Source organism: Corallococcus sp. BB11-1 (assembly GCF_026626625.1).
Lineage (GTDB): Bacteria > Myxococcota > Myxococcia > Myxococcales > Myxococcaceae > Corallococcus > Corallococcus soli.
On record NZ_JAPNJY010000031.1, the window covers coordinates 242,931 to 268,262 of the forward strand.

Annotated in this window: 18 protein-coding genes; 7 read left to right on the top strand and 11 right to left on the bottom strand. The window is 70.6% G+C overall.

Annotation, left to right across the window (positions count from 1 at the left end):
* Positions 1-33: 33 nt before the first annotated feature.
* On the bottom strand, positions 34-2,271 hold the full coding sequence (locus OV207_RS27065; RefSeq protein ID WP_267557963.1) for a S9 family peptidase: 2,238 nt from the start codon (positions 2,269-2,271) through the stop codon (positions 34-36).
* Positions 2,272-2,304: 33 nt separating this feature from the next.
* On the opposite strand from OV207_RS27065, the gene OV207_RS27070 reads away from it, so the two are divergent.
* Positions 2,305-3,141, top strand: coding sequence for a hypothetical protein (locus OV207_RS27070; RefSeq protein WP_267557964.1), 837 nt, complete (start codon positions 2,305-2,307; stop codon positions 3,139-3,141).
* A gap of 21 nt (positions 3,142-3,162) precedes the next feature.
* Here the strand turns inward: OV207_RS27070 and OV207_RS27075 are convergent, their stop codons facing one another.
* Together OV207_RS27075 and OV207_RS27080 are read right to left on the bottom strand one after the other, a co-directional pair.
* On the bottom strand, positions 3,163-4,947 hold the full coding sequence (locus OV207_RS27075; RefSeq protein ID WP_267557965.1) for a POTRA domain-containing protein: 1,785 nt from the start codon (positions 4,945-4,947) through the stop codon (positions 3,163-3,165).
* Positions 4,948-4,989: 42 nt separating this feature from the next.
* Positions 4,990-5,859, bottom strand: a complete 870-nt coding sequence (locus OV207_RS27080) for an ABC transporter substrate-binding protein (RefSeq protein WP_193430845.1) — start codon at positions 5,857-5,859, stop codon at positions 4,990-4,992.
* A gap of 289 nt (positions 5,860-6,148) precedes the next feature.
* Between OV207_RS27080 and OV207_RS27085 the strand changes: the two genes are divergently transcribed.
* The 4 genes from OV207_RS27085 (at position 6,149) to OV207_RS27100 (ending at position 12,103) form a co-directional block, all read left to right on the top strand.
* Positions 6,149-7,720 carry a serine/threonine-protein kinase gene (locus OV207_RS27085; protein ID WP_267557966.1) on the top strand — a complete coding sequence of 524 codons (1,572 nt, stop codon included), beginning with the start codon at positions 6,149-6,151 and terminating at the stop codon, positions 7,718-7,720.
* Entirely contained in the window at positions 7,717-10,266 is a 2,550-nt protein-coding gene (locus OV207_RS27090) for a TonB-dependent receptor domain-containing protein (protein ID WP_267557967.1), read from the top strand. Before OV207_RS27085 ends, OV207_RS27090 begins: the two co-directional genes overlap by 4 nt.
* Entirely contained in the window at positions 10,263-11,501 is a 1,239-nt protein-coding gene (locus OV207_RS27095) for a hypothetical protein (RefSeq protein WP_267557968.1), read from the top strand. The genes OV207_RS27090 and OV207_RS27095 overlap by 4 nt, the downstream gene beginning before the upstream one ends.
* A gap of 122 nt (positions 11,502-11,623) precedes the next feature.
* A complete protein-coding gene (locus OV207_RS27100; RefSeq protein WP_267557969.1) occupies positions 11,624-12,103 on the top strand; it encodes a response regulator in 480 nt (159 codons plus the stop codon).
* A 12-nt stretch (positions 12,104-12,115) separates the two neighbouring features.
* Here the strand turns inward: OV207_RS27100 and OV207_RS27105 are convergent, their stop codons facing one another.
* From OV207_RS27105 to OV207_RS27120, 4 genes are all read right to left on the bottom strand, one after another.
* A complete protein-coding gene (locus OV207_RS27105; RefSeq protein ID WP_193430840.1) occupies positions 12,116-12,730 on the bottom strand; it encodes a sulfite oxidase heme-binding subunit YedZ in 615 nt (204 codons plus the stop codon).
* A gap of 3 nt (positions 12,731-12,733) precedes the next feature.
* Positions 12,734-13,723, bottom strand: a complete 990-nt coding sequence (gene msrP, locus OV207_RS27110; RefSeq protein WP_267557970.1) for a protein-methionine-sulfoxide reductase catalytic subunit MsrP — start codon at positions 13,721-13,723, stop codon at positions 12,734-12,736.
* A 33-nt stretch (positions 13,724-13,756) separates the two neighbouring features.
* Positions 13,757-14,482 carry a fatty acid desaturase gene (locus tag OV207_RS27115; RefSeq protein WP_267557971.1) on the bottom strand — a complete coding sequence of 242 codons (726 nt, stop codon included), beginning with the start codon at positions 14,480-14,482 and terminating at the stop codon, positions 13,757-13,759.
* Positions 14,483-14,550: 68 nt separating this feature from the next.
* Complete coding sequence (locus tag OV207_RS27120; RefSeq protein ID WP_267557972.1) at positions 14,551-16,275, bottom strand: dipeptidyl-peptidase 3 family protein; 1,725 nt, start codon at positions 16,273-16,275, stop codon at positions 14,551-14,553.
* Positions 16,276-16,406: 131 nt separating this feature from the next.
* Here OV207_RS27120 and htpG point away from each other — a divergent pair, with 131 nt between their 5' ends.
* Positions 16,407-18,392: a molecular chaperone HtpG gene (gene htpG / locus OV207_RS27125; RefSeq protein ID WP_267557973.1), complete on the top strand. Its 1,986-nt coding sequence runs from the start codon at positions 16,407-16,409 to the stop codon at positions 18,390-18,392.
* Between the two features lie 40 nt (positions 18,393-18,432).
* Here htpG and OV207_RS27130 read toward each other — a convergent pair whose 3' ends face one another.
* The 4 genes from OV207_RS27130 to OV207_RS27145 all read right to left on the bottom strand — a co-directional run bounded on the left by OV207_RS27130 (position 18,433) and on the right by OV207_RS27145 (position 24,112).
* Positions 18,433-19,467: a 2-dehydropantoate 2-reductase gene (locus OV207_RS27130; RefSeq protein WP_267557974.1), complete on the bottom strand. Its 1,035-nt coding sequence runs from the start codon at positions 19,465-19,467 to the stop codon at positions 18,433-18,435.
* Positions 19,468-19,525: 58 nt separating this feature from the next.
* The gene (locus OV207_RS27135) at positions 19,526-20,179 is read right to left on the bottom strand and encodes a CPBP family intramembrane glutamic endopeptidase (protein ID WP_267557975.1); all 654 of its coding nucleotides are present in this window, start codon (positions 20,177-20,179) and stop codon (positions 19,526-19,528) included.
* 97 nt (positions 20,180-20,276) lie between these two features.
* Positions 20,277-22,751: a S8 family peptidase gene (locus OV207_RS27140; RefSeq protein ID WP_267557976.1), complete on the bottom strand. Its 2,475-nt coding sequence runs from the start codon at positions 22,749-22,751 to the stop codon at positions 20,277-20,279.
* Positions 22,752-22,864: 113 nt separating this feature from the next.
* Complete coding sequence (locus tag OV207_RS27145; RefSeq protein ID WP_267557977.1) at positions 22,865-24,112, bottom strand: NAD(P)/FAD-dependent oxidoreductase; 1,248 nt, start codon at positions 24,110-24,112, stop codon at positions 22,865-22,867.
* A 190-nt stretch (positions 24,113-24,302) separates the two neighbouring features.
* On the opposite strand from OV207_RS27145, the gene aroF reads away from it, so the two are divergent.
* Positions 24,303-25,328 carry a 3-deoxy-7-phosphoheptulonate synthase gene (gene aroF / locus OV207_RS27150; protein ID WP_193430833.1) on the top strand — a complete coding sequence of 342 codons (1,026 nt, stop codon included), beginning with the start codon at positions 24,303-24,305 and terminating at the stop codon, positions 25,326-25,328.
* Positions 25,329-25,332: the final 4 nt, after the last annotated feature.

Below are 25,332 nucleotides of genomic sequence, written 5' to 3' on the forward strand. Positions count from 1 at the left end.
CACCGGGTGCCCTGCCCTGGCTTCAGCCCGGATTCAGGGTGACTTCAGGTTCTGCTGGAAGTGCGCCATCACGCGCTCGTACTGGCGTTGGGTGACGAGCGGATCCGCCACCATGTGCGTCAGGCCGCTCAAGGGCAGCAACTGGTGCGGCTTGCCCGCGCGGAAGAGCGCGTCCGACAGCTTCAGCGCGTGGAAGAAGTAGACGTTGTCGTCGGCGGTGCCATGCAGCATCAGGAGCGCGCCGATGGGGCCTTCCTTCTTCGCGTACGTCAGCAGGCTGCTGACCTCGTAGGCCTGGGGCGTCTCCTCCGGCAGGCCCAGGTAGCGCTCGGTCGCGTGCGTGTCGTAGTCGCGCCAGTCGGTGACGAGCGCCCCCGCGACCGAGGCCTTGAAGAAGTCCGGGCGCTTCATCGCGGCGAGCGCGGCCATGTATCCGCCGAAGCTCCAGCCAGTGATGCCCACGCGCTGAAGGTCCATCTCCGGCACCTCCTTCGCCAACGCCTGCACCGCCTCAATCTGATCATCCAGGGTGACGGTGGCGAAGTCATGCTTCACCACGCGGTTCCACTCGGCGGTGCGCAGCGGCGTACCGCGACCGTCCACCTTGACGACGAGGAAGCCCTGGTCGGCCATCCACTGGTTGAGCAGGTGCGCGGCCATGGACTGGTGCACCACGGTCGTGATGGCACCTGCGTAGACGTCCACGATGACGGGCAGCTTCGTGCCGGGCTTGAAGTCGCGCGGCTTCACCAGCGAGGTCCAGAACTTCTTCGCGCCCACCTGGCGCACCTCGAAGTTCGGCGTGAAGGGCGGCTCCTGCGCCACCTCCGGCAGCTCTCCCAGCTTCGTGCCGTCGCCCTTCATCACCAGCGTGCGCGGCATGCTCTTCGGGCCCTGGCTGTTCAGGACCAGGATGCCCCCATTCTTGGAGACCATGCCCCAATCCACGGCCGGGCCGGTGATGCCGGTGGCGACCTTCTCCGGAGTGCCGCCGTCCTTCACCCGCCACACGTAGCTCTCCGGAGGCGTGGGCCCTCCGGAGAAGTAGAGCGTCCTGTCCGACTGCACGAAGCGCGTCAGGCTGCGGAAGCCCGCGCCCGGCTTCACCACGGAGCGCTCCAGCTCACCGTTCGCACGACGCAGCTCCACTTCGCTGGCGCCGTTGCGCTCGGTGTACCAGAGGAAGCCGGAGCCATCCTCCAGCCACAGCGGGAAGTCCTGGTGGAGGTTGATCCATGCCGCGTCCCTCTCCGTGAGGAGCACGCGCGTCTTGCCGGTGGCGGGGTCCACCGCCAGCACCTGCTCCTCCGTCTGGAGCCGGTTCTGCACCAGCAGCGTCAGCGGCCCGCCCTTCTCCCACTTCACCGTCGCCAGGTACGGGTACTTCTGCGCGTCCCACTGCGCCCACACCGTCTTGCCGCCCGTCACGGGCGTGATGCCCAGACGCACCTTCGCGTTCGGCTTGCCGGGACGCGGGTACGGGAACACCTCCCCGCCCTTCTCCGGGTGCATCACGTCCACGATGGTGAGCTTCTCCACCTCCGACGTGTCCGACTCCGTGTACGCGATGGACTTCGCGTCCGGGCTCCACCAGTACCCGGAGAAGCGGCTCATCTCCTCCTGCGCGACGAACTCCGCCAGGCCGTGCGTCTTCTCCGCCGTGCCGCCCTTCGTGACGCGCTTCTCCTGGTTGGTGCCCAGGTCCACCCGGTACACGTCGTGCCCGCGCACGTACGCCACCTGCTTGCCGTCCGGCGACAGGCGAGGGTCGATGACGCCGGGGCCCGTCTTCACCTCCGTCGACTTGCCCGTGGCCCGGTCCACCACGTAGAGCCGGCCGGACAGCGGCACGAGCAGGCGCGTGCCGTCCTCCGACAGGTTGTAGGAGGTGAAGCCCCGGGCGCTCACGCGCATGCGCTCACGGCGGGCCTTCTCCTCGGGCGTCAGCGTCTCCTCGGCGCCCTTGAGCAGGGCCTCCGGCGTGAGCAGCTCGCGCGCCTGCCCGGTGGCCACGTCGAACGCGTAGAGCACCTGCACGTTGGACGTAGGCGAGGTGCGCAGGAAGAGGACGGACTGCTCATCCGGGGTGATGCGCGCACCCGCCGGGCGGCCGTTCATGAAGCGGCGCGTCTCCGCGTACTGGTGCAAGAAGGTGTCCGCGGGCTTCCGTGAAGCTCCTGTCGCGGGCGCCTTGCCCTCCTGGGCGAGGGCAGGGGCGCCCAGGAAGAGCGCGGTGATGAGGACCTGACGCAGGTGGAGTTGAATCCCCATGGGGCAAGGCTCCTTTCGCGGGAAGATGCCGGCATGCCTACCTTCCCGCGTCCCCCTCCTACGGAACAGCGTCGAGAGGATTTCCATCCCACGCGGCCGGAAGAGGACGACGCCCTGCGACATCTGCGCCTCGCGGGGGTGGTGCGCCTGGGCCTGGGAGGAGGCCGAGGCCCCACAGACGCCTACGTGTTCGATCCGCACCGGCTCGCGCTGCCCGCGTGGGCGTGTGCCCTGGGCGATGAGGGTCCCCCTGCCCTGCTGGTGACGCTGGACCGGCACCTGGACGTGGTGGTGCCCGCGAAGCCGGCGGAGATGCCGGACCGCTCCGCGGGGCTGCGCGCGCTGGACGAACATGCGCGCTGGCACCTCAACGTGCGCAACTACGACCACATCCTCGCGGCGATGGAGGCGAACCTCGTGGGGGACGCGTTGATCATCGCGCGCACGCGGCCCCGGGGTGCCTACGCCGGGGACACCTATGTGGACACGCGGGGACGCACCCACCGGTTGGTGACGGTGACGACGGTGGACCGCGCGGCGGAGGCCTACCGGAACCCCGGCCCCACGGACCTGGTGCGCGACGTGCTGGAGGCCGCGTCGAGCGTGCTGCTGGACGTGGACCTGGACTGCTTCACCAGCCTGAGCGACGCGGACCCCACCACGGTGCTGCCGTGGCCGAAGGCCATCATCCGCGAGTTCCTGCTGCCCTCCGACTCGGAGCCCTTCTGGGATGCGGTGCTGGGCAAGGCCATCGCGTTGACGCTGGCGCGCGAGCCCCACCACTGCGGCGGGCTGCTCGCGTCCGGTGAGCTGTTCCGCGACGCGGCGGAGGTGCTGTTTCGCGAGCTGCTCCGCGTGGAGCCCCCGTGAGCCCCCACCGGCGTCACGGCCTCATGGCGAGTCGAGGAAGCCAGGCCGGTATTCAGTCACCTGTCCGCTGCTGAGCGACAGGCGGCTGCCCACGGGCGGACGGTCCCCGTTGAGCACGTAGCCGAAGTCGATGCGGAACGGGAACACGTTGAACTGCGGGAACAGGATGCGCAGGCCCACGCCCACGGTGGTCACCATCATGGGCCGGCGGTTGAACGCGCTGCCGGAGTCGAGGAAGAACACCCCGCCCAGGTGCACCGTGCGCACGACGAGCGGCGCGGTGCGGTACTCCAGGTTCACGAGCAGCAGCCGCTTGCCGGAGTACGCATCCACCGCCGCGCCGCGCAGGCCGTTGCTGCCGCCCAGCAGGCTCACGCGTTCGAACAAATCATCGATGTTCACGTCCAGCAGGCCGCGCGCCACGAAGCGTCCCCCCAGCACGCGCGGCGACACCTGCACCAGCTCCGCGGCCCAGCGCCGGTTGGTCCATCCCTCCTGGACGGTGTCCTCCTGGCCGCTGAACTGGCGGCGGATGGACGCGGCGGCGGACGCCGTGGTGAGCGCGTCCCCCCAGTGCACGCGGTAGCGCAGGGACAGGCCGCCCTCGGCGAAGTGGGCGGCGGACGGGAACACGGGCGGCGCATAGCGCAGCTTGGCCACCACCGAGTGCCCCAGCTGGAAGTCCTCCGACAGCGTGTACGAGTCCACGTTGCGGAGCACGTCGTAGCGGGCCTCGAAGGCATTGAGGGAGATGTTCGCGTACCCCGCGTCCTCCTGGCGCGGCAGGTAGTTGCGCCGGAACCAGTCCGTCTGCGCGTCGCTGAGGTTGGACGCCACCGGCGGGGCGTAGGCGTAGTGGTAGGCGCCCGCGCCCAGGCCCACGTTCCACTTGTAGCGCTGGCCGTAGGAGCGCGTGTACGTGGAGCCCACGGCCACCTCGCGCGTGTTGTAGACGTACGGCACCGGGTCGCCGTCCGGGAACGGCAACTGCCAGATGTCCGCGCCCCGGAACTGGCGCGCGGTCTCCACGTTCCACGCCACGGACGTGCTCAGGCTCCACGGCGTCGAAAGCGAATACAGCGGACGGCTGACGGAGAGGCTTCCGCGCGAGCCCTCCGCGCGGCCCGTTTCGCGGTTGATCAACACGGCGGCGGACTCGGTGAGCGACCAGCGGCTGCCGAGCACGCGCTGGTCGGTGTAGCTCTGCCCCAGGCTGAAGGTGTCCAGGCGGAGGATGAAGTCCACCGCCACCTTCTTGCCGCGCCCCAGGAAGTTCTGCTCCGTGCCCTGCAAGCGCAGGTAGAGCAGCAGCGAGCCCACGGCGGAGAACTCGTTGTTGAGCCGCAGCGACCACAGGTCCTTGGTGACGAGCAGCAGCGCGACCTTGTCCGGAGCGCTCCCCTTCACCGGCACCGCGCGCACCACGGAGAAGAGGCCCAGCTTGCGCAGGTTGCGCACCGACTCCGCGACGAGCGCCGCCGAGTACGGCTGCCCCGGCGTCAGCAGCACCTCCTGCCGGACGACCTGGTCGCGGGTGCGGACGTGGAAGATGTTGAGCAGCGATGGGTACGGATCCATCGGCGCGACGACCTCCTCCGCGGCGACAACGACCTCCTCCAGCACCTTGCCCTCGGGGGCGGGCTCCACCTGGCGCTCGCGCTGCTCCAGGCCCCAGGCGATGAGCGCGTCCTCGTAGTTCTTGTTCGCGTCCACCGCGGGAGGCGCGGGCGGCTGCGTTGGCGACGCGGACGCTCCACCCGTCGCGGCGAGCACGGTCAACACCAGGACGGGCAGCAAGGGCGGCACGCGCGCATCCTGTCATGCGCCGCGCCCTCCGCCAGCCTCCCCTCACTCCAGCGCGGTGCGGAGGTCTCCCGGCCGCGCCATGGGCAGCTTCTCCCCGCGCGCGATGGCCCCCACGATGCGCGCCAGCTGATCCACCCCGTCCGTCAGCGCCGCCGGCCCCGGCTGGAGGATGTACGAGCTGCGCACCTCATAAAGCTGGTCATCCACCACCGCCTGGACCCGGTCCCAGCCGGGCCGCGAGGCGATCTTGTCGCGCTTCGCCTTGCGCCCGCACCAGCTGGCGATGACGCCCTCCGGGTTCCTCCGCGCCACCTCCTCCGGCTCGAAGATGCGGCCCTTGGCCCCCTGCGACGCGCGCGACTCCTGGCACACGTCCTCCCCGCCCACCACCTCCACCAGCTCCGAACACCAGCGGATGCCGGAGATGAGCGGCTCGTGCCACTCTTCAAAGAAGATGCGCGGGCGCCGGGGCAGCGACTGCGCCGCGTCCGCGTGCCGCTCCAGGTTCTTCTCCAGCTCCACCGCCAGCGCCTCCGCCGCCTCCGCGCGCCCCACCAGCGCCCCGGTGAGCCGCACCGTCTGCAATATCTCCGCGAGCGAGCGCTGGTTGAACAGGTACACGGGCACCCCGCGCTTGCACAGCTCCCGCCCGATGTCCGCCTGCAGGTCGCTGAAGCCCAGCACCAGGTCCGGCTTCAACTCCAGGATGCGCTCGAAGTTCGCGTCCAGGAACGAGCTGACGCGCGGCTTCTTGCGCGCCTCCGGAGGCCGCACCGTGAAGCCCGACACCCCGACGACCAGCTCCCCCGCCCCGATGCGGTAGAGCACCTCCGTCGTCTCCTCCGTCATGCACACCACCCGCCGCGGGTAGCGCGGCGCGGACGACAACAGCGAGGCCAGTCGGGCGTTCATGCCGGGCACCCTAACGCGCCCGCAGCCACTCCACCCGGGATGACGCATCGCACCAGCCACGACGCTCTGTACGGCAGCGGACGCTGATTTTCCTGATTTCCAAACCGCTCCGGGACGGCGGCAACACGGCAGGTGCGGGAGTGCAGGCATGCGGCCCGGGCCGGAAACTCGGCTTCCCCTGGCGTCCCGAACGGCGCGGGACGTCTCTTGGGCGGTTTTCCAAGGCGGTGCTAGCATCCTGCGGGTCCGAACCGACGTGCGCGGTCCCACTCGTTGCCTGGGGGAACACATGATCGAAAGCGACGCCCCCCGAAAGGGCGCGCCCACCGACGTGGCGGATCCTCTCCTTGGGAGGGTCCTCAACGAACGTTTCCGCATCCTGGAGACGCTCGGGGCCGGTGGCATGGGCCGCGTCTACAAGGCCATGCAGGCGCCGTTGGATCGGCTGGTCGCGCTCAAGGTGCTCAACCCGCAGTACAGCGGCGAGGGCAAGGACCCGGGCTTCCAGAAGCGCTTCTTCCTGGAGGCCAGCGTCACCGCGAAGCTGCGCCACCCGAACACCGTCACCGTCATCGACTACGGGAAGACGGAAGACGGCATCTACTACATCGCCATGGAGTACCTGGAGGGGCTGACGCTGTCGCAGCTGCTCATCCAGGAGGGCCCGCTGCCGTGGGACCGCGCGCTGAGCATCGCGCAGCAGGTGGCCCGCTCGCTGCGCGAGGCCCACAAGGTCGGCCTCATCCACCGCGACCTGAAGCCCGCCAACGTGATGGTCCTCAACCAGGAGACCGACCACGACGTGGTGAAGGTGCTGGACTTCGGCCTGGTGAAGTCCTTCCTCGGCGACGCCAACATGAAGGAGGACACCACGCTCACGCAGGCGGGCGTCATCCTGGGCTCGCCGCAGTACATGGCGCCGGAGCAGGCGCGCAACATCGCGGATCCGCGCAGCGACGTGTACAGCCTGGGCGTGGTGCTCTATCAAATCCTGATGGGCCGCCCGCCCTTCCAGGCGGCGCAGAGCATCGACGTCATCGTCAAGCACATCAACGACCCGCCGCCCTCCTTCCACACCATCTGGCCCGACCACGGCGTCCCGCCGGAGGTGGAGACGCTGGTGATGAAGTGCCTGGCCAAGCGCCCGGTGGACCGCTACGCGTCCATGGACGCGGTGCTCCAGGGCATGCGCGCCGCGGCCTCCGCGTCCGGCGTCAGCGGCGTCTTCTCCAGCCCCCGCACCGGCCTCACCGCGGTGGGCTCCGGCCCCCACAGCGGTCCGCACACGGGCGCGCATGCGCTGGGCTCCGGCCCCAACACCGTGGCGCTGGACATCTCCGTGGACGAGCAGGGCTCCGCGCGGGAGAAGAAGTCCGGCAAGGGGCTCGGCATCGCCCTGTTCGGCGCCTCCGTGCTCGTGGGCATCAGCGCGGCGGCGGTGTTCGTGCTGCGCGCCTCGCAGGCCCCGGCGCCCATGCCCGCGCCCGTGCGGCAGCCCGTCCTCGAGGCCCGCGTGCCCGTCGCCGCGGAGCCCGCGCCCACCGCCTCACCCGAGCCGCCTCCGGCCGCGCCCAGGCCCGTGCGCTTCCAGGTGGTCAGTGATCCGCCGGGCGCGGAGGTGACCGTCAACGGGACGGTGCGCGGCACCACGCCCATGTCCTTCGAACAGCCGCCGGACGGCTCGGGCATGGCCTCCGTGGTGCTGGCGCTCGCGCTGGACGGCTATCAGCCCGTGAGCAAGAACTACGCGGACAACGCGGGGAAGACGGTCTCCGTCTCCCTGAAGTTGACGCGCATCAAGAAGCAGGGACCGAAGCCGAAGGCTCCCGGTTCCACGTACAAGGACGATCCGTACCAGTGACCATCCCGACAGTCTTTCGACGTGGGGCGCTCCTCGCGCTGTGTCTGTGCGCGACCGAGGCCCTGGCGGACGCACGCCTGGAAGCGCGCCGCCACTTCCGCAACGGCATGAACCTCATCGAGCAGAAGCAGTTCGATGAAGGCATCGCCGAGCTGGAAGAGGCCTACAAGATCAAGCCGCACCCCAGCGTGCTCTACAACATCGCCCGGGCGTACCAGGACGCGGGGCGGCTGGGCGAGGCGCTGGACGCCTTCAAGCGCTACCTCGCCTCCAACCCGCCGGACGCCGCCAGCGTGCAGGCCCAGGTGACGCGGCTGGAGTCCACGCAGAAGGCGGCCCAGGCCGAAGCCCCCGCGCCCGGCAGCACCCCGGCGGCGCAGGACTCCACCCTGCCCATGCCGCCGCCGCCCCCCACGAGCATCCAGGCCCAGCAGCAGCTGGCCACGCTCATGGAGCGGCTGGAGAAGGCCGTCAACCGCGCGGAGTCGCTCGCGTCCGGACAGCCCCAGCAGCCCCGGGCCACCGTCAGCTCGCCCGGCCCCGACGCCCCCAGCGGCAGCGCCGAGTCCGGCGACACCTCCGGGGACCAGGGCCTGGTGCCGTACGAGGAGCGCGTGGTGACGGCGAGCCGCCGCGCCCAGTCCTCGCTGGAGGCGCCCAACGCCACCACCGTCATCACCGCGGAGGACATCCGCCTGTCGGGCGCCACCACGCTCCCGGAGCTCCTGCGCCGCGTGCCCGGCGCGGACGTGATGGCCATGGGCGTGGGCAGCTCCAACGTCAGCCTGCGCGGCTTCAACCAGCGGCTGGCCAACAAGGTGCTGGTGCTGGTGGACGGCCGCACGGAGTACCAGGACTTCCTCGGCCTCACCCTGTGGGCGGGCCTGCCCGTGGGCCTGGAGGAGATCGACCGCATCGAGGTCATCCGCGGGCCGGGCAGCGCGCTGTACGGCGCCAACGCGATGCTGGGCGTCATCAACATCATCACCCAGGCCCCCGGCACCGGCAGGCGGGCGCGCTTCAGCGCCCTGGCGGGCGGCGGCAACACCGTGCAGGGCTCCTTCGTCAGCCACGGGCAGAACGGCGCCCTGCGCTACCGCGCGTCCGCCGCCTACCGTCAGGAGGACAAGTGGACGCTCGACTACGCCAGCGGCCGTCCGGACTTCGCCCTGAAGGGGCCCGACCCTGAAGTCGGCCTCCGGGGCGCGCGCGGCAACCTGTCCACGGTCTATTCGTTCTCCGAGGGGCGCGCGGTCGGCCTGTCCGGCGGCGTGCACCGCTACACCACGGAGGCCTATCCGCTGGGCCTCCTGCGCAACTACTACATCGACGCCCTGGGCGCGTACGCCAAGGCGGATGTGGAGCTGGGCTCGGTGAAGCTCAAGGCCTTCTGGAACCACCTGTCCGGTGACGCGGGGCCGCAGTACGAAGCGATTGGCCAGCGCTCGCTGGCGACCACGGTCGCCTCCAACGTCTTCAACGGCGAGGCGCTGTACGCCCGGGGCTTCCAGCTCGCGGGCGAGCACCAGGTGAACATCGGCGTGGAGGGCCGCCTCAAGCGCGTGGCCTTCGGCTACCTGGACGGGCTGCGCGAGGAGTTCCACGCGGCCGCCTTCATCCAGGACGAGTGGCGCATCGTGCAGCCCCTGCGCCTCGTCGTCAGCTACCGCGTGGACCGCCACCCGCTGCTCGACAAGGGCAGCCCGGGCCTCGCGCAGTCGCCGCGCCTGTCCGCCGTCTTCCAGCCCATTGAAGGCCACGCCTTCCGCGCGTCGGTGGCCACCGCCTTCCGCGAGCCCACGTTCCTGGAGAGCTACACGCGGCTGCCCGTGCCCGTGCCGGGCGTCAACGGCGTCAGCGTGCTGACCACCGGCAACCGGCAGCTGCGGCCGGAGCGCCTCAACGCCCTGGAGCTGGGCTGGCGCGGTGAGTCCCCCCGGCTGGGCCTGGACTGGGACGTGGCCCTCTACCAGAACACGGTGAAGGACCTCATCGGCCTGTCCGCCGTGCAGCGGCTGCCCGCGGGCGAGTCCTACGACAGCGGCAGCGGCAGCTACCTGGTGGGCCGCTCGCTGTTCACCAACGAGAACGCCATCTACACCGCGCGCGGCGCGGAGGCGGGCCTGAGCCTCTCCCCCATCGACGGTCTGGGCATCAAGGCGAGCGCCGCGCTCCAGAGCGTCTCCTCCGACCTGCCGGAGGAGGGCCAGTGCGGCCCGTGCAGCCAGGCGCCGGGCTTCAAGGTCTTCGGCGGCGTCACGTACCGCACGCGCACGGACCTGGAGTTCGGCATCGACGCGGCCTTCACCTCCTCCTCCACCTGGGTGGAGCGCGAGCCCGCCGCGTCCGACCCGACGCGCGTGGAGCTCCTGTCCAACAACCTGCCCGCGTACGCCGTCATCAACGCCCGCGTGGGCTACGAGGTGGTGAAGGACTTCGCCTCCGTGTCGCTCATGGGCAGCCAGCTCGGCGGCACCCACGCGCAGCACCCCTTCGGCAACCGCATCGAGCGGCGCGTGTTCGCCAACCTCACGGTGACCCCATGAAGCGCGCCCCCTGCTCCCCCGCCTCGCGCGGACTCCTCACCGTCGCGCTCACGTCGCTCTTCGCCCTGGGGTGCGAAGCCCCGGAGGTGAAGCCCACCGCGGACGGCCGGCAGAACACGCGCGCCGCGCGCATCGAGGGCAGCCTCGTCGTCCAGTCGCGCGCCCGGGGCAACGCGGTGGTGTTCATCTACACGGCGGACAACCCGCCCCCGCCGCAGGGCTCCGGCCGGCCGCTGGCCTTCACCGTCATCCCCGCCGCGGAGCTGTTCGGCACGGCCCTGGGGGACACCTCCCCGGGCCCGTTCACCGCGCCGTTCGCGCTGAGCCTCGTGCAGCCGGGCCGGTACGTGCTGCGGGGCTTCATCGACGCGGACACCTGCCGCTTCGTGCCGCAGCCCTGCCACGTCTCCGACTTCAATCCCTGGTACGGCGTCACCTCCGAACCCAACGCGGGCGACGTGGGCGGCGGCAGCGTGGACCCCACCACCGGCGCCACGCGCATCCTGGAGGTGACGACGGACGCGGACGGCTGGCCCCAGCCGCTCACCGGCGTCAGCGTGTCCTTCGCGGACACGGCCACGGTGCCCTTCGACCGGCCCGCCTTCCAGGTCGCCGAAGGGCGCGAGTTCGACACCGCGACGACGTCGCTGAAGGTGCTGACGCTCACGCCGCAGCCCCTCACCGGCGCGGTGGATCAACGGCCGCCCGGCTTCTGGGTGCAGTTCGTGGACGCCAACCGCGACGGCGTCCCCGACGACGCCAACAACGACACCGTGCCGGACTTCTGGCCGCGCGTGGTGGTGCGCAAGCTGGCGGACGTGCCCGGCGTCGTGGACGAGAACGACCTGGACCGCGACGGCGTGGTGGACGACGAGGGCGAGGACTACGCGCGCGTCTCCGGTGGCAAGGACGGCAGGCCGGACGTGGTGGTGCTGGCGGCCGGCCTGGTGCCCGACCCCCTCCTCGCCGCCCTGAAGGACGAGCAGGGCAACCCCCGCACGCAGCCCGTGTTCGTCCCCCAGCTCCGCGTGGCCCTCCAGAACCGGGCGCTGGACGCGCGCGACCCCTCGGCGCCCGCTCCCCTGGCCGCCGTTCCTCCCGGGCGCTACAGCGTCACCCTGGTGCAGTCCACCGGGCAGACATGGCGTGTGCCCAACGAGCTGGACCCGGCGCTCGCGGACGCCGCGGGCCTGCCTGCCGTGCCGTCGCAGTCGTTCGTCCTCGAGGTTCGTTGAGGGCTCCACACGCTCGTGAAATCTCGGTCCGGGGCCATGCGTTGCTTTGACTTCGCAGGGCCCATCCGCGACCATGGGGACGTGCTGTCGGAGGCGTCCCCCCTCCCGAGGTTTTGATTCCGATGAAGGCCGGTCCCCTCTCCGCCCCCGAACCCGTGCCCTCCCGCCCCACGGGAAGTACGCCCACGGTCCGTCCGGCTTCGGGAACAGGACCGCAGCGCGTCCTGCTGGTGGATGACAGCCGCTCCATCCGGACGCTGCTGAAGATCTACCTGATGGCCCGCAGCTTCGAGTTCCTGGAGGCCGAGTCCGCGGAGGAGGGCCTCAAGGTCGCCGAAGCGGAGCCGGTGGACCTCATCCTCACCGACTTCCACATGGACGGGATGAACGGCGCGGACTTCGCCGGGCAGATCCGCGCCAGCGCCAACCCCAAGCTGTCCAAGGTCCCCATCCTGATGATGACCGGCGACCCGAACGTGGCGGAAGTGCGCGCCCTGGGTCAGAAGGCCGGCATCAGCGCCTTCGTGCGCAAGCCCGTGAGCTGCGCGCAACTGATGACGCTGGTGGACACCATCCTGCCGCTGCCCCGCGCCGCCAGGTAGCAGCGCGCCGCTTCACGCCGTGCGCTGCGCGGCGAGCGCCCGCCTCTTGCGCACGGCCTCTCCCACCCGCACCGCCAGCAGCAGGGCCAGCACGGCGCCGTAGAGCACCGGCTCCGTGACGTCCTTCTTCACCCGCCACACGAAGTGCACCACGCCCAGCATGGCGGCCACGTAGGCCAGCCGGTGCAGGCGCTGCCACTTCGGAAAGCCCAGCCGGCGCACCTGCTGGTTCGTGGACGTGAGGGCCAGCGGCACCAGCAGCACGAACGCGGTGAAGCCCACGGTGATGAAGGGCCGCGTCAGCACGTCCTCCGCCATGGCGCGCACGTCCAGGCCCTGATCCAACACGGCGTACGTGAGGAAGTGCGCGCAGGCGTACGCGAAGGCCAGCAGGCCCAGCGTGCGGCGGATGCGCGCGGGCCACGTCCAGCCGGTGACGAGCCGCAGCGGCGTGCACGCCAGCGACGCCAACAGCACCGCCAGCGCGAAGAGGCCCGTCTGGTTGAGGGCGAACTCGATGCCGTTGGCCCCGAGTTGCCCCTGGGCGCCCTGCACCGCGAGCAGGGCCAGGGGCGCCAGTCCCCCGAGGGCGACGGCGGGGTTGAGCCAGGGTTGCTTGGAGGCCATGCGCTAGAAGTCCCGCTTCAGGTCCATGCCACGGTAGAGGTCGGCCACCTGCTCCGCGTAGCCGTTGAAGGGCAGCGTGGGCCTGCGGCCGGTGTCGCCGATGCGCCGCTCGCTGGCCTGGCTCCAGCGCGGGTGGTCCACCGCCGGGTTCACGTTGGCGTAGAAGCCGTACTCGCGCCCGTTGGCCAGGTTCCACGTCGTGCGCGGCTGCTCGCGCGTGAGCGAGACGCGGACGATGGACTTGATGCCCTTGAAGCCGTACTTCCACGGCACCACCAGCCGCAGCGGCGCGCCGTTCTGCGCGGGCAATTGCTTGCCGTACAGGCCCGTGGCCAGCAGCGTCAGCGGGTGCATGGCCTCGTCCAGGCGCAGGCCCTCCACGTAGGGCCAGTCCAGCACCGGGCTCTTCTGCCCGGGCATCTGCTCCGGGTCCTCCAGCGTGGTGAAGGCCACGTACTTCGCGAAGGACGTGGGCTGCACGCGCTCCAGCAGCTTGCCCAGGGGGATGCCCAGCCACGGAATCACCATGGACCAGGCCTCCACGCAGCGCATCCGGTAGACGCGCTCCTCCAGGGGGAAGCCGGAGATGAGCTGATCCACGTCCACCGTCTGGGGCTTGTGCACCTCGCCGTCGATGACGACGGTCCACGGCCGCGTCTTCAGCGTGTGCGCGCGCCGGGCCGGGTCGTTCTTGTCCAGGCCGAACTCATAGAAGTTGTTGTAGGTGGTGATGTCCTCGTAGGGCGTGCGCGGCTCGTCGGTGTCGAAGGCGCCCGCGGCGGGCGCCACCGGCTGCGCCACGGCCCCCGCGTCCGGGACGAAGCCGTCCATGGGCCGGGTGCGCTTCAGGCCCAGCAGGTACAGCCCGCCGCCCACCACGGCGGCGGTGCCCGCGAACAGGCCCGCGTTCTTGAGCAGCTCGCGGCGGCGCAGGTAGAGCTTCTCGGGCGTCACTTCGGAACCAGGAGGCTCTGGAGGGAGCTTGTCGCGCATGACCCCTCTATAACGCCCCAGCCCCCCGGTCGGTTACCGCCGGGCGTCCTTCAGGCGCCACAGCCGCCACCAGGGCGTGCCGGGGGACGCGTGGTGCTCCCAGTGGTAGCCGAAGAAGAAGCACGACAGGAAGGCCCACGGGTGGTTGCGCGCCAGGGTGCGCGCATGGTGGGGCGCCATCTGGGCCGTGTCCGGCCGCCGGTGGGGCCGGTAGGTGCCGAAATAGAAGAGCTGCACCGTGGCCAGCACCGACGGCAGCACCCAGAACGCCAGGATGCGCGCCTGGGCCACGCCCAGCAGCAGGAGCGCGTTGAACTTCAGCGCCATCACCAGGATTTGCGGCCACGTCGTGTAGCGCACCATGAAGGTGCCGAACCACGGCCAGAAGGCCTGCGTGCGGGTGGCGAAGTCCGGGTCGTGCTCCCCGGTGGGGTCCGCGTGGTGCGCGCGGTGGTTCACCACCAGCCGCCGGTAGGACAGGCCCGCGAAGAGGAAGCAGGCCACCGTGCCCACCGTCGCGTTCACCCGGCGGTGCAGGGACACGGTGCCGTGCATCGCGTCATGGCCGGTGATGAACAGGCCGGTGGACAGCCACATCTGGAGCAGGACGTGCAGCCAGGTGAGCGGCGAGTCCCACGGCCGCTCGGGGCCCGCCAGCAGCCACGCCAGGTGCCCGCCCCACGCGCCCAGCACCGTGAGCGCGAACACGAGCCCCCACGGGTCGGGGGGCACGGGACGGGAGTGGGGCTCGGGCACCATGTGCTTCCCTTACTGACCCCTCCCCTCCTCCCGCGCACGGGAAAAGGGGCCCGGGGGCACGGGAATGACTACTTCGTGGCGGGGGCCGCCGCGGGCGCGCCGAAGTCGCGCACCAGCATGTCCGCGGTGACGTAGCGCGGCTCGATGTCCACCGGCACGTTCTTCAGCCGCTCCAGCACCTTCTGCACGGAGGGCCGCACCACCCCCTGCTTCGCGAGCAGGGCCTCGGCCTCCGCGCGGTCGCCCTTCGCCTGCAGGGCCATGAGCTGGTTCGTCAGCGACGTGACGGACGCCTGCATCTTGTCCGGCACCACCTCGAAGGTGCCGTCCGCGTTCACCTTCACCGCGCCGGTGTCCAGGAAGTGGTTGAGCTGCAGCGCCACGCCCTTGCCGTGCGCCTCGTCGATGCCGAAGCGGATGGAGCGGAACGCGGACGCGAGGAACGTCGTGTACATGGTGCGCTGCAGGGACTTGTCCAGGGTGCCCTTGTCCACCAGCCGCTGGAGCGCCCACAGGCCGGAGACGTCCGCCTTGGCCTCTTCAATCGCGCTGGAGGACGCCTGGAGCGCCTGCCGCACCGTCGTCTGCTTCCCGGCCACGGTGACGTTGTGGGGCCCCAGGCCGTGCATCAGCTCGTGCATCAGGATGTGCGTGAAGAAGGCGTCGAAGGCCACGTCCTTGCGGTCCTTCGCGGGCAGCGCCACCTTCGCGATGGGCAGCAGCACGCGCTGGAACTTGGCCTCCTGCACGTTCTTGAGCATCACGCGCTTGGTGCCCTTCTCCGCCGCCACGCGCTCGTCGTTGGGCAGGTTGAAGGCCGCGGTCTGCACGCCCCGGTTGGCGTCGCCGGAGGAGTACAGGCTGTTGATGACGCGGATGGGGGCCAGCGCGCCAATCTTCGGGTTGCGCAGCGACGGCTCGATGGGGAGGTTGTTCTCCAGCTCCTGCAGCTCCGCGCTGAACTTGGAGAGCTTCTGCGTCTCCACGTCGTCGCGCACGCCGACGAACGCCTCGAACGCGGCCTTGTAGTTGAACCAGCCGTCCTCGTAGACCTCATAGGGCCCGATGGTGGGCTCCACGCTCGCGTCCAGCTCCATCCACGCGACCTCGCTCGCGTAGTAGTCGTTGGACAGGAACGCCGCCGCGCGCTTCTCCAGGAAGCTCTTGAGCGTGGGCTGCTGGGTGAGCGCCGCCGCCTCGCGCAAGAGCTGCGCGGCCAGGGCCAGCTCGCCCTGGTATTCAATGCTGTAGGGCACGCTCACGAACTTGCCGTCCGGCCCCTTGCGCAGCGTGGTGAAGAAGCCCGTCGCCGCGGGCTGCTGCGCCTCCGGCAGGCCCTTCACCCACGCCTCCACCTCCGCCTTGGTGGCGCCCGCGGGATAGAAGTTTCCCTCCTCCGGCTTCGCCGGCACGCCGGGCAGGAACGGCTTCCCCTCATCCAGGCGCGACCAGGGGCCCTTGTTGAGCAGGAACGCGTGCAGCCGCGCCTTGCCCAGGGGCGTCGTGTCCTTCACCAGGTCCAGGAGCAGCGCCTCGTTGCCCGCCCAGGCCTGGCGCAGGAAGAGGGGGTCCATCAGCTTCGCGGCCTGGACCACCTTGGCCAGGGCGCGCTTCTCCGCGTCCGGCAGCTTGGAGACGTCCACCTTCAGGTCCACCGGGGCGAAGCGCGCCGTCATGCGCTTCAGCGTCGGGGCGTCGGGCAGGCGGGCGGGCGCCTCCGCGGCGGGGGCGGCGCCGGACAGGAGCATGGCGCCGAGCAGGGGCAGGAGGGTGCGGGAGGGGAACTTGGCCATGCCCCCTTCCCTACCCCAACCCGGCCGCCCCTCCCAGCGGAGCCTGGAGCGGATTCCCTCTTCTCGACAAGCCGGCGGGCATGGTTATGGGGAAGGGGATTGGCGCCGCTCCCAAGCGCCCGGAGGCCCTCATGTCCGCAGAGACCCACCCCCAGCGGGAAACCCATTCGTTCCAGGCGGAGATCCAGCAGTTGCTGAGCCTGGTCATCAATTCGCTCTACAGCCACCAGGAGATCTTCCTGCGGGAGCTGGTGTCCAACGCGTCGGACGCGCTGGACAAGCTGCGCTTCCGCGCCATCACGGAGCCGGACCTCCTCAAGGACGAGCCGGCGCTGGAGCTGCGCATCATCCCGGACGCCGACAAGGGCACCCTCACCATCGAGGACACCGGCATCGGCATGACGCACGACGAGCTGGTGAAGAACCTGGGCACCATCGCGCACTCCGGTTCGCGCGAGTTCCTCCAGGCCCTGGCCCAGAAGGGCCAGAAGGACATGCAGCTCATCGGCCAGTTCGGCGTGGGCTTCTACAGCGCGTACCTGGTCGCGGACCGCGTGGACGTGGTGAGCCGCGCCCCCGGTGAGAGCACCGCGTGGCGCTGGGCGTCGGAGGCGCACGGCACCTTCACCGTGGAGCCCGCGGAGAAGGCCACGCGCGGCACCGCCATCACGCTGCACCTGAAGCCGGACCAGAAGGAGTTCCTGGACGAGTGGAAGCTGCGCCAGCTCATCACCCAGTACTCGGACTACGTGGGCCACCCCATCAAGCTCCAGGTGACGAAGCAGGTGGGCAGCGGGGAGACCCAGGCCACCCAGACGGCGCTGGAGGTGGTGAACAAGGCGAGCGCCCTGTGGCAGCGCCCGAAGTCGGAGGTGACGGACGAGCAGTACCAGGAGTTCTACAAGCACCTGACGCACGACTACGACCAGCCGCTGGCGTGGACGCACTTCAAGGCGGACGGCACGCAGCAGTTCACCGGCCTGCTCTTCGTGCCCAAGCACCCGCCGTTCGACCTGAACTCGCAGCAGCAGCGCGGCGTGCGGCTGTTCGTCAAGCGCGTGTTCATCATGGACCGCTGCGAGGACCTGGTGCCGCAGTGGCTGCGCTTCGTGCGCGGCGTCATCGACTCGGACGACCTGCCGCTCAACGTGTCGCGTGAGATGTTGCAGGACTCCGCGGTGGTGCGCGCCATCCGCAAGCACGTCGTGAAGAAGTCCCTGGACCTGCTGGAGAAGATGGCCAAGGACAAGCCGGACGACTACCGCACGTTCTGGGAGTCCTTCGGCACGGTGGTGAAGGAAGGCCTGACGCTGGAGACGGAGTACCGCGAGAAGCTGGGGGCGCTCGTGCGCTACGAGTCCTCGCGCGAGGAGGGCCTCACGTCGCTGGCGGACTACGTCACGCGCATGAAGGAGGGCCAGGAGGCCATCTACTACGTCTACGGCGAGAGCCGGAAGGCGGTGGCGGACAGCCCCCACCTGGAGTCGCTGAAGAAGCGCGGCTACGAGGTGCTCTTCATGACGGACCCGGTGGACGAGTGGGCCGCGCAGGGCCTGCGCGACTTCCAGGGCAAGCCGCTGGTCTCCGCGCTCAACGCGGACCTGAAGCTCCAGTCCACGGACGAGGAGAAGAAGGAGAAGGAGCAGCACTCCGAAGGGCTCAAGGGCCTCACGGACCGGATGAAGGACGTGCTGCGCGAGGACGTGCGCGAGGTGCGCGTGTCGGATCGCCTCACGGATTCGCCGGTGTGCCTGGTGGTGTCCGAGGGCGGCTCGCCGGCCTACCTGGAGCGGCTGCTCAAGGAGCGCGGCAAGGGGATGCCGCGCATGAAGCGCATCCTGGAGATCAACCCCAAGCACCCGGTCATCGAGCACCTGCGCGGCCTCATCGCCCGGGATCCGTCCCTGCCGCAGGTGAGCGAGTGGATTGAGCTCCTGCACGACCAGGCGCTGCTCACCGAGGGCAGCCCGCTGAGCGATCCGAACCGCTTCGCCCGGAGGATGACCGCGCTGCTCACGCAGCTGGCCACGTCCGGCGCGGGCAACGGCCTCCCGGATGCGGCCCAGGTGCCGCCCTCCGCCGCCGCCACCGTGACGGCGACGGCGCCCACGACCTGATCACGCGGTCCGGGTTCACCGCGGGAGGCCCCCCTCCCGCTCAGGCCCCCGTCGAGGACTTCGCCCGCTGCAGCTCGGCGAGCAGGGCCTCGCCGGTCCACGCGCGACGGGGGCCGGCTTCCGCCTCGTGGACCAGCTCCACGATGCGGGAGTTCACCGGCGCGGCCACGCCGTGCTTCTGTCCCAGCCGGACGACCTCCCCGTTGAGGTAGTCCACCTCCGTCTTGCGGCCCGCCTTGAGGTCGTCCCACATGGACGAGCGCGCCTTCGGATCGATGGCGAGCATCTTCTTCGCGAGCACCGCGAACACCGCGTCCGGCATCTCCAGCAGGCCCGGAATCCAGTGCGGCGGCAGGGGCGTGAACTTCGCGGGCTTCACCCGGGCCACGTCCAGCACGGCCAGGGCCTCACGCTGCGCGAGCGCGACACACCTCCGCCACGCGCGCCGCGACAGCTCCTCCTTCAGCGGCAGGTCGGCCAGCGCGTTGATGGCGTTGTTGAGGTTGAACAGCAGCTTCGCCCACATCACCGCGCCAAAGTCGGCGTGCTGCTTCAGCGGCAGCCCCGCGCGAGCGAAGGCGTCCACGAAGGGCGCGAGCACCGCGTGCTGTTCGATGTCCAGCGTGCCCTCCGAACCCGCGTGGAAGGCGCCCTGCCCCTGCGCCGCGACGTTGAAGAGCACCGTCCCGGCGAGCACCGTGCGGCCGGGCAGCAGGTCGCGCAGCACCTGGGCGTTGTGCAGGCCGTTCTGGAAGCTGACGACGCTGGCGCCGGGCTTGAGCCGGGACGCGAGCGTGCGCCCCGCCTCCTCCGTCGCCGCGGACTTCACCGTGACGAGCACCAGGTCCGCGGTGTCCAGCGCCGCGGGCGCCGTGTCGATGTCCACCTGCGCGGCGGGCACCCGCTGATCCGCCCCATGCAGGTCCGTCAGGCGCAGGCCGTGCTCGCGGACCTCCCGCACCACGCGCTCGCGGCCAATGAAGCGCACCGTGGCGCCATTCGCGGCGAGCCGACCGCCGACATAGCAGCCGATGCTGCCCGCGCCGAAGACGCAGATTTCAGGGGAAGTGGCCATGGGCGCGGATTCTGGCCGGCCCCGCCCGGCCATGCACGGGTTTCTCCCCCAGGCGCGCTCACGCTGCGGGCAGCAGCACGACGATGAGCACGTCCCACAGCGCGTGACTCAACCAGGACGCCACGGGCGTACCGCGCCACTCGGCCAGCGCGCCCCAGGCGAGCGACGTGGGCAGCGCGGCCAGGGCCAGCAGGGGCTCCCCGAAGACGAGCAGCGCGAGGCTGGACAGCACCGCCGAGCCGGCCACCGCGCCCCACCGCCCCAGTCGCGGTCGCAGCGCGCCCTGCACCAGGCCGCGCCAGAACAGCTCCTCCGCGGGCACGAGCAGCAGCACCAGGGCCAGGGCCGTGCTCCAGGAGCCCGTGCCGAACGTCGCGTAGACGGCGTGCAGCGGCTCGCAGAGCGCGTCCGTGAAGCCGCCACAGAAGGCCCACAGGAACGCGCGCGCGCCGACGTAGAGCACCCCCGCCTGGGCCACGCTCCACGCGGCATCCGGAAGCGACAGGCGCGGCGGAGTCCTTCGCCAGGGGCCCATCGCCCGCCACGTCACCGCGAGCCAGAGGGCGCAGAAGCCGGAGGCGATGGCGAAGAAGAACGGCGGGTGCGCGTGCACCAGCGCCGTCCAGGCCAGCACGCCCGCGGTGGCCAGGGCCCGCCAGGAGGCCGGGGCCGCATCACCGGCCGGCGGGGAAACAGCGGGAGGGACCGTCATCGCTCCGGCAGCGTACCCCGGAGCGATTCCCCACCCGCGAGCCTCGTGTCGGGAGCGCGTTCGCGCGCGCCCCACCGACACGAGGCGGAGCATCACCTCAGGGAGGGATGCAGGCGCCGCTGCCCGCGCCGTCGTCCACGCACACGTAGCCGGTGCGGCACGAGCCCTGCGTCGTGCCGGAGCTCGACGGCGTGCAGGAAGCGAAGCAGTAGGCGCTGGCGCCATCGCTGCTCGGGTAGCAGGCCGAACCCGACGGGCAGCTCAACGACAGACAGTCCTGGGTGCAGTAGCCGCCCGGGAAGGCGCTCCCATTGGCGCACAGGCCGTTGGCGCCACACTGGCTGCTGCTGCTGCACGGCTGCCCGATGGTCGCGTTCGGCTGTTCATCCTCGTCGGACTGGTAGGGCACCAGGGTGAAGCTGATGCCCGGGGTCTTCTGCCCCTTCGTCACCGCCACGGTCTCCACCTGGGTGGTGTCGCGCCAGAAGCCCACGCGGTCACCGTCGTCGAAGTAGTCGCCCTCCCCGGTGTCGTCGATGGACGCCAGCACCAGGTAGTCGCGAGGGGTGAGCTTCGTCGTGTATTCGTAGCCGCCGGACCCGGACACCGTGCCGATGCCGTCGTCGTCGATCTGCACCTCACCCGCCGCATCCAGGTACGCGAAGGCGATGACCGCGTCCTTGCCCTCGGTGGCGCCCACGCGGAACTTCACCAGCACCTGCGCGGAGCCCGCGCCCGACGCGCCCGTGAGGTCCACCTGCGCCACATAGCTGCCCACGGCCAGCGAGCCCGGGTTGACGCTCACGCTCAGCGACGCGGACTTGTAGGCGGGGATCGTCAGCGAGGTGCTGGAGACGGACACCGCGGAGGCGTTGGCGCCGGAGACGGCGACGCCCACCTGCAGCGACCCACCGCCGTTGTTGCGCACCGACAGGGTCTGCGTGTCCGCCCCCGTGATGGAGAGCTGGGTGGTGCTGATGGCGAGCTTCGGCGGGGCGTCCGGGTTGCCGCCACCCGAAGCGCGCAGGACGGCCGCGTAGGCGTCCACGAGCCCCGCGCCGCAGCCCTCCGAGCACAGGCTCGTCGCGTCCGCCGTGTCCTTCAGGATGCCTTCCACCTCCTGGGACGAGAGGTTGGGGTTCTTCGCGAGCATCAGCGCGACGATGCCCGCCACGTGCGGGGCGGCCATGCTGGTGCCTTGGTTCCATTCATACGAAGGCTGGTTGCTGCTGTTGAGCAGGGTGGACAACACGCCGTCCGGGAACTTGTCGCCGTTGCGGTCCTCGCTCGTCTGACCGCCCGCGGCCATGACGTCCACCTGGGGCCCGAAGTTGGAGTAGCTGGAGCGCTTGCCGTTGAAGCGCGCCGCGCCCACGCAGATGACGTTCTGCAGGTTGCAGGGGAAGCTGTTGGCGGTGTTCATGTTCTCGTTGCCAGCGGCGACCACGAAGATAGAGCCGCGCAACACCCCGGCGTTCACCTCATCCTGGAGCACCTTCGACGGAGCGCCGTTGCCGCCCAGGCTCATGTTGATGACCCGCGCCCGGTTGGCGATGGGTGCCACACCCGGGACGTTGCCACCGCTCGCCCAGTTCATGCCTGCGGCGATGTCCGCCAGCGAGCCGCCCTGCTTGCCCAGCACGCGCACCGGGACGATGTTGCGGCCCGACCAAGTGACGCCCGCCACGCCCACCCCGTTGTTGGACGACGCGCCAATGGTGCCGGCCACGTGCGTGCCGTGGAACGACGAGTCCCCGTTGGGCAGGTCCCGCCCCTCGTCCTTCGGGTTGTTGTCCACGCCATTGCCATCCCCTGCCCTGGCGGCGTCGGAGATGAGGTCCATGCCCGGCAGCATGCGCGAGTTCAGGTCCGGGTGGTCGGTGCTGCCGGTGTCCAGCACCGCGACGATGATGGACTCACTGCCCGTGCCCAGGTCCCACGCGGCGGGCAGGTTCATCTTCGAGTAGTGCCACTGCCGCGAATACAGCGGGTCGTTGGGAACGGCGAGGGGCCGCACCCGCACGTTGCTCTCCGCGTGCTGCACGCCCGGCACGGCCTGGACCTTCTGGAGCACGCGCACGTGCTCGGCCTCGGTGAGGGCGCGCACGTTGGGGGCGCCGCTGGACATCGCCTGCGGCTGGCGGACCTCGAAGCGCAGCAGGTGCAGGGTGTCGCTCAGGTACGCCTGGTGCTCGACGTGATAGCCGGCGACCCGCGCCTGCGCGACGGCCTCCTCCGCGGACAGGCCGGGTGTGTCGAAGCGGACGATGACCTGTCCCGGCAGCAGGGACGACGCCTGCGTCAGCGGCTTGGACGGGATGCCCGTGCGCCACACACCCCGGGCGGCGAGCGCGCGGGAGACGGACTGGGAGAGGCTCTTCGCGTTGGGCAGGGAGAAGAACGCGTCCAGCGAGGACGGGCTGCCCACCGCGGCGGAGCCCGCCTGGAAGGGCTGCAGGGTTCCCTCGACCGTTCCCTTGGTCGAATCGAGGATGTCATCATCGTCATCGTCGCCTTTGGTGTCGCAGGCGGCAAGACCGAGCATCCCCAGGAGGGCAAGACGGCGGAGCATGAACGGGTCCTTGGACTAGGAGTGTGTGTCCCGACCCTAGGTCCGCTGCGGGCGGTGCGTCCAGCCACCATTGGCCCGGCTGGCCGGTCCCCCTCCCGGAGCAGGACGGACGCCTACTGCCCCAGGTCCAGCAGCACCGCCTCCGCCGCGCGGCGCCCCGACGTGAGCGCCCCGTCGATGGAGGCGTTCTCGCGGTGGTCTCCGCACACGTAGAGCCCCGGGGCCAGCCGCACCGGCCGGTGCGGCTCCACCAGCGCGGACGGGGTCTGCACCGGCAGCGCCTCCGCGATGGCGTACGTGCGCAGGTGCCGCCACGCGGACACCGCCGTGCCGAACCACTCCGTGAGCTGCTCGCGCACGCGCGCCTCCAGCACCTGCGCGTCCCCGCCGTCATCCACCACCGACACGGACACCAGGGCCTGTCCCTTCGGAGCATAGGCGGGGGACACCTCGCTCATCACCGCCACGTTGTTCACCAGGCCCCGGCCCTCGCCGTCGAGCACGAGCCACGGCCCCTCCACCGGCGGCTCCGGCGCGGCGAAGTACAGGCACGTCACCCGGTTCATCCGGGGCGCCGGCATGCCCACCAGCAGGGACGCCGCCGTGGCGGGGTCGGTCGCCACCACCACCGCGTCCGCGTGCAGCATCTCGCCGTCCGCCAGTCGCACGCGGTGGCCCCACACCTCCGCCACCCGCACCTTCATCCGCAGCACCCCGGACGGCAGCTTCGCCGCGAGCTGCTCCGCAATGGCGCCCATGCCCCGCTCCGGCACCACCGTGTGCCCCTTCGAGAACATCCGGAACACGAACTCCAGCATCCGGCTGGACGTCGCCAGCTCGCGCTCCAGGAAGATGCCGCCGAAGAACGGGCGCAGGAACGTGTCGATCATCTCCTCGGAGAAGCCCAGGTCGCGCAGGAAGCGCAGCGAGTCCTGCTGCGGCCGCTGCCACAGGTCCCCCAGCTCACCCGACGTCGCGTGCTGCCGCAGCTCCAGCACGCGCAGCTTGTCCAGCAGCCCCCCCACGGGCGTGAACAGGTGCGACACCGCCTCCAGCGGCTGCCGCAGCGGATCCGCCAGCGTGTGCAGCCGCCCACCCCGCCACACCTTGGCGCCCGGGATGAAGCGCTGGAGGGACAGGGCCTTCAGGTCCAGCACGCGCTGACCCTCCGGATAGGCGGTGAGGTACACCTGGAAGCCCCGGTCCAGCAGGAAGCCCTCGTGCGCGTCGGTGCGCACCCGGCCGCCCGGCGCGTCCCCTGCTTCGAGGATGCGCGCATCCACGCGCGCCTCCCGGAGGGCCTTCGCGCACGCCAGCCCCGCGAGCCCCGCACCCACGACGATGACCCCTGGCTTCGCCACGTCTTCCTCCAGTCCAGCGAGCGGGCGGACCCTGACTTGATAACGCCAGGACGTGCAAGCGAGACTCCAGGCCGGTTGCGGGCAGCCGACAGTTATTGCAAACGTTCCCCCCGTGCCCGTTTTCCCCAAGCACACCCCATATCGGCATCCGCCGGTGTGACCTCCGGAGAAGAAAGAGCAGGAGCACCCCATGTTGATCGTGATGCGCCCCGACGCGACGGCCCAGGACATCGAGCGTGTGAACGACGAGATCCGCCGCCGTGGGTGGCATCCGCACGCGATCGCAGGCGGCTCCCGCACGGCCATTGGCATCACGGGCAACCCGGGCGCGGTGGAGCCGGAGCCCTTCCGCGTGCTGCCCGGCGTCGCGGACGCGGTCGCCATCTCCCAGCCGTTCAAGCTGGTCAGCCGCGAGGTGAAGCCCGACGACAGCATCGTGCGCGTGGGCCACCTGAACATCGGCGGCCCGGCCATCCACGTCATCGCCGGGCCCTGCTCGGTGGAGTCGCGCGAGCAGATCGTCTCCACCGCGCACGCGGTCAAGAAGGCGGGCGCCACCATGCTGCGCGGCGGTGCGTTCAAGCCCCGCACCAGCCCCTATGAGTTCCAGGGCCTCAAGGGTGACGGCCTCGCGCTGCTCGCGGAGGCGCGCAAGGAGACGGGCCTGCTCGTCACCACGGAGGTGAAGGACACGGCCACCCTGGCCGCCGTCGTGGAGCACACCGACATCCTCCAGGTGGGCGCGCGCAACATGCAGAACTTCAGCCTGCTGGAAGCGGTGGGCGAAACGCGCAAGCCCGTGCTGCTCAAGCGCGGCATCAGCGCCACCATCAAGGAGCTGCTGATGGCGGCCGAGTACATCGTCTCGCGCGGCAACACCCAGGTCATCCTCTGCGAGCGCGGCATCCGCACGTTCGAGAACATGACGCGTAACACGTTGGACCTGAACGCCATCCCCATGCTCAAGGGGCTGACGCACCTGCCCGTGTTCGTGGACCCCTCCCACGGCATCGGCGTGCGCAAGGCCGTGCCGGCGATGATGCGGGCGGCCATCGCGGCGGGCGCCGACGGCATCATCGTCGAGGTGCACCCGGATCCGCCGCGCGCGAAGTCGGACGGCTTCCAGTCACTGGACTTCTCCGAGTTCGAGAAGGCCATGGGCGAAGTGAGCGCCATCGCCAAGGCGATGGGCCGCGAACTGGTCCGGTTGGGATAGCGCC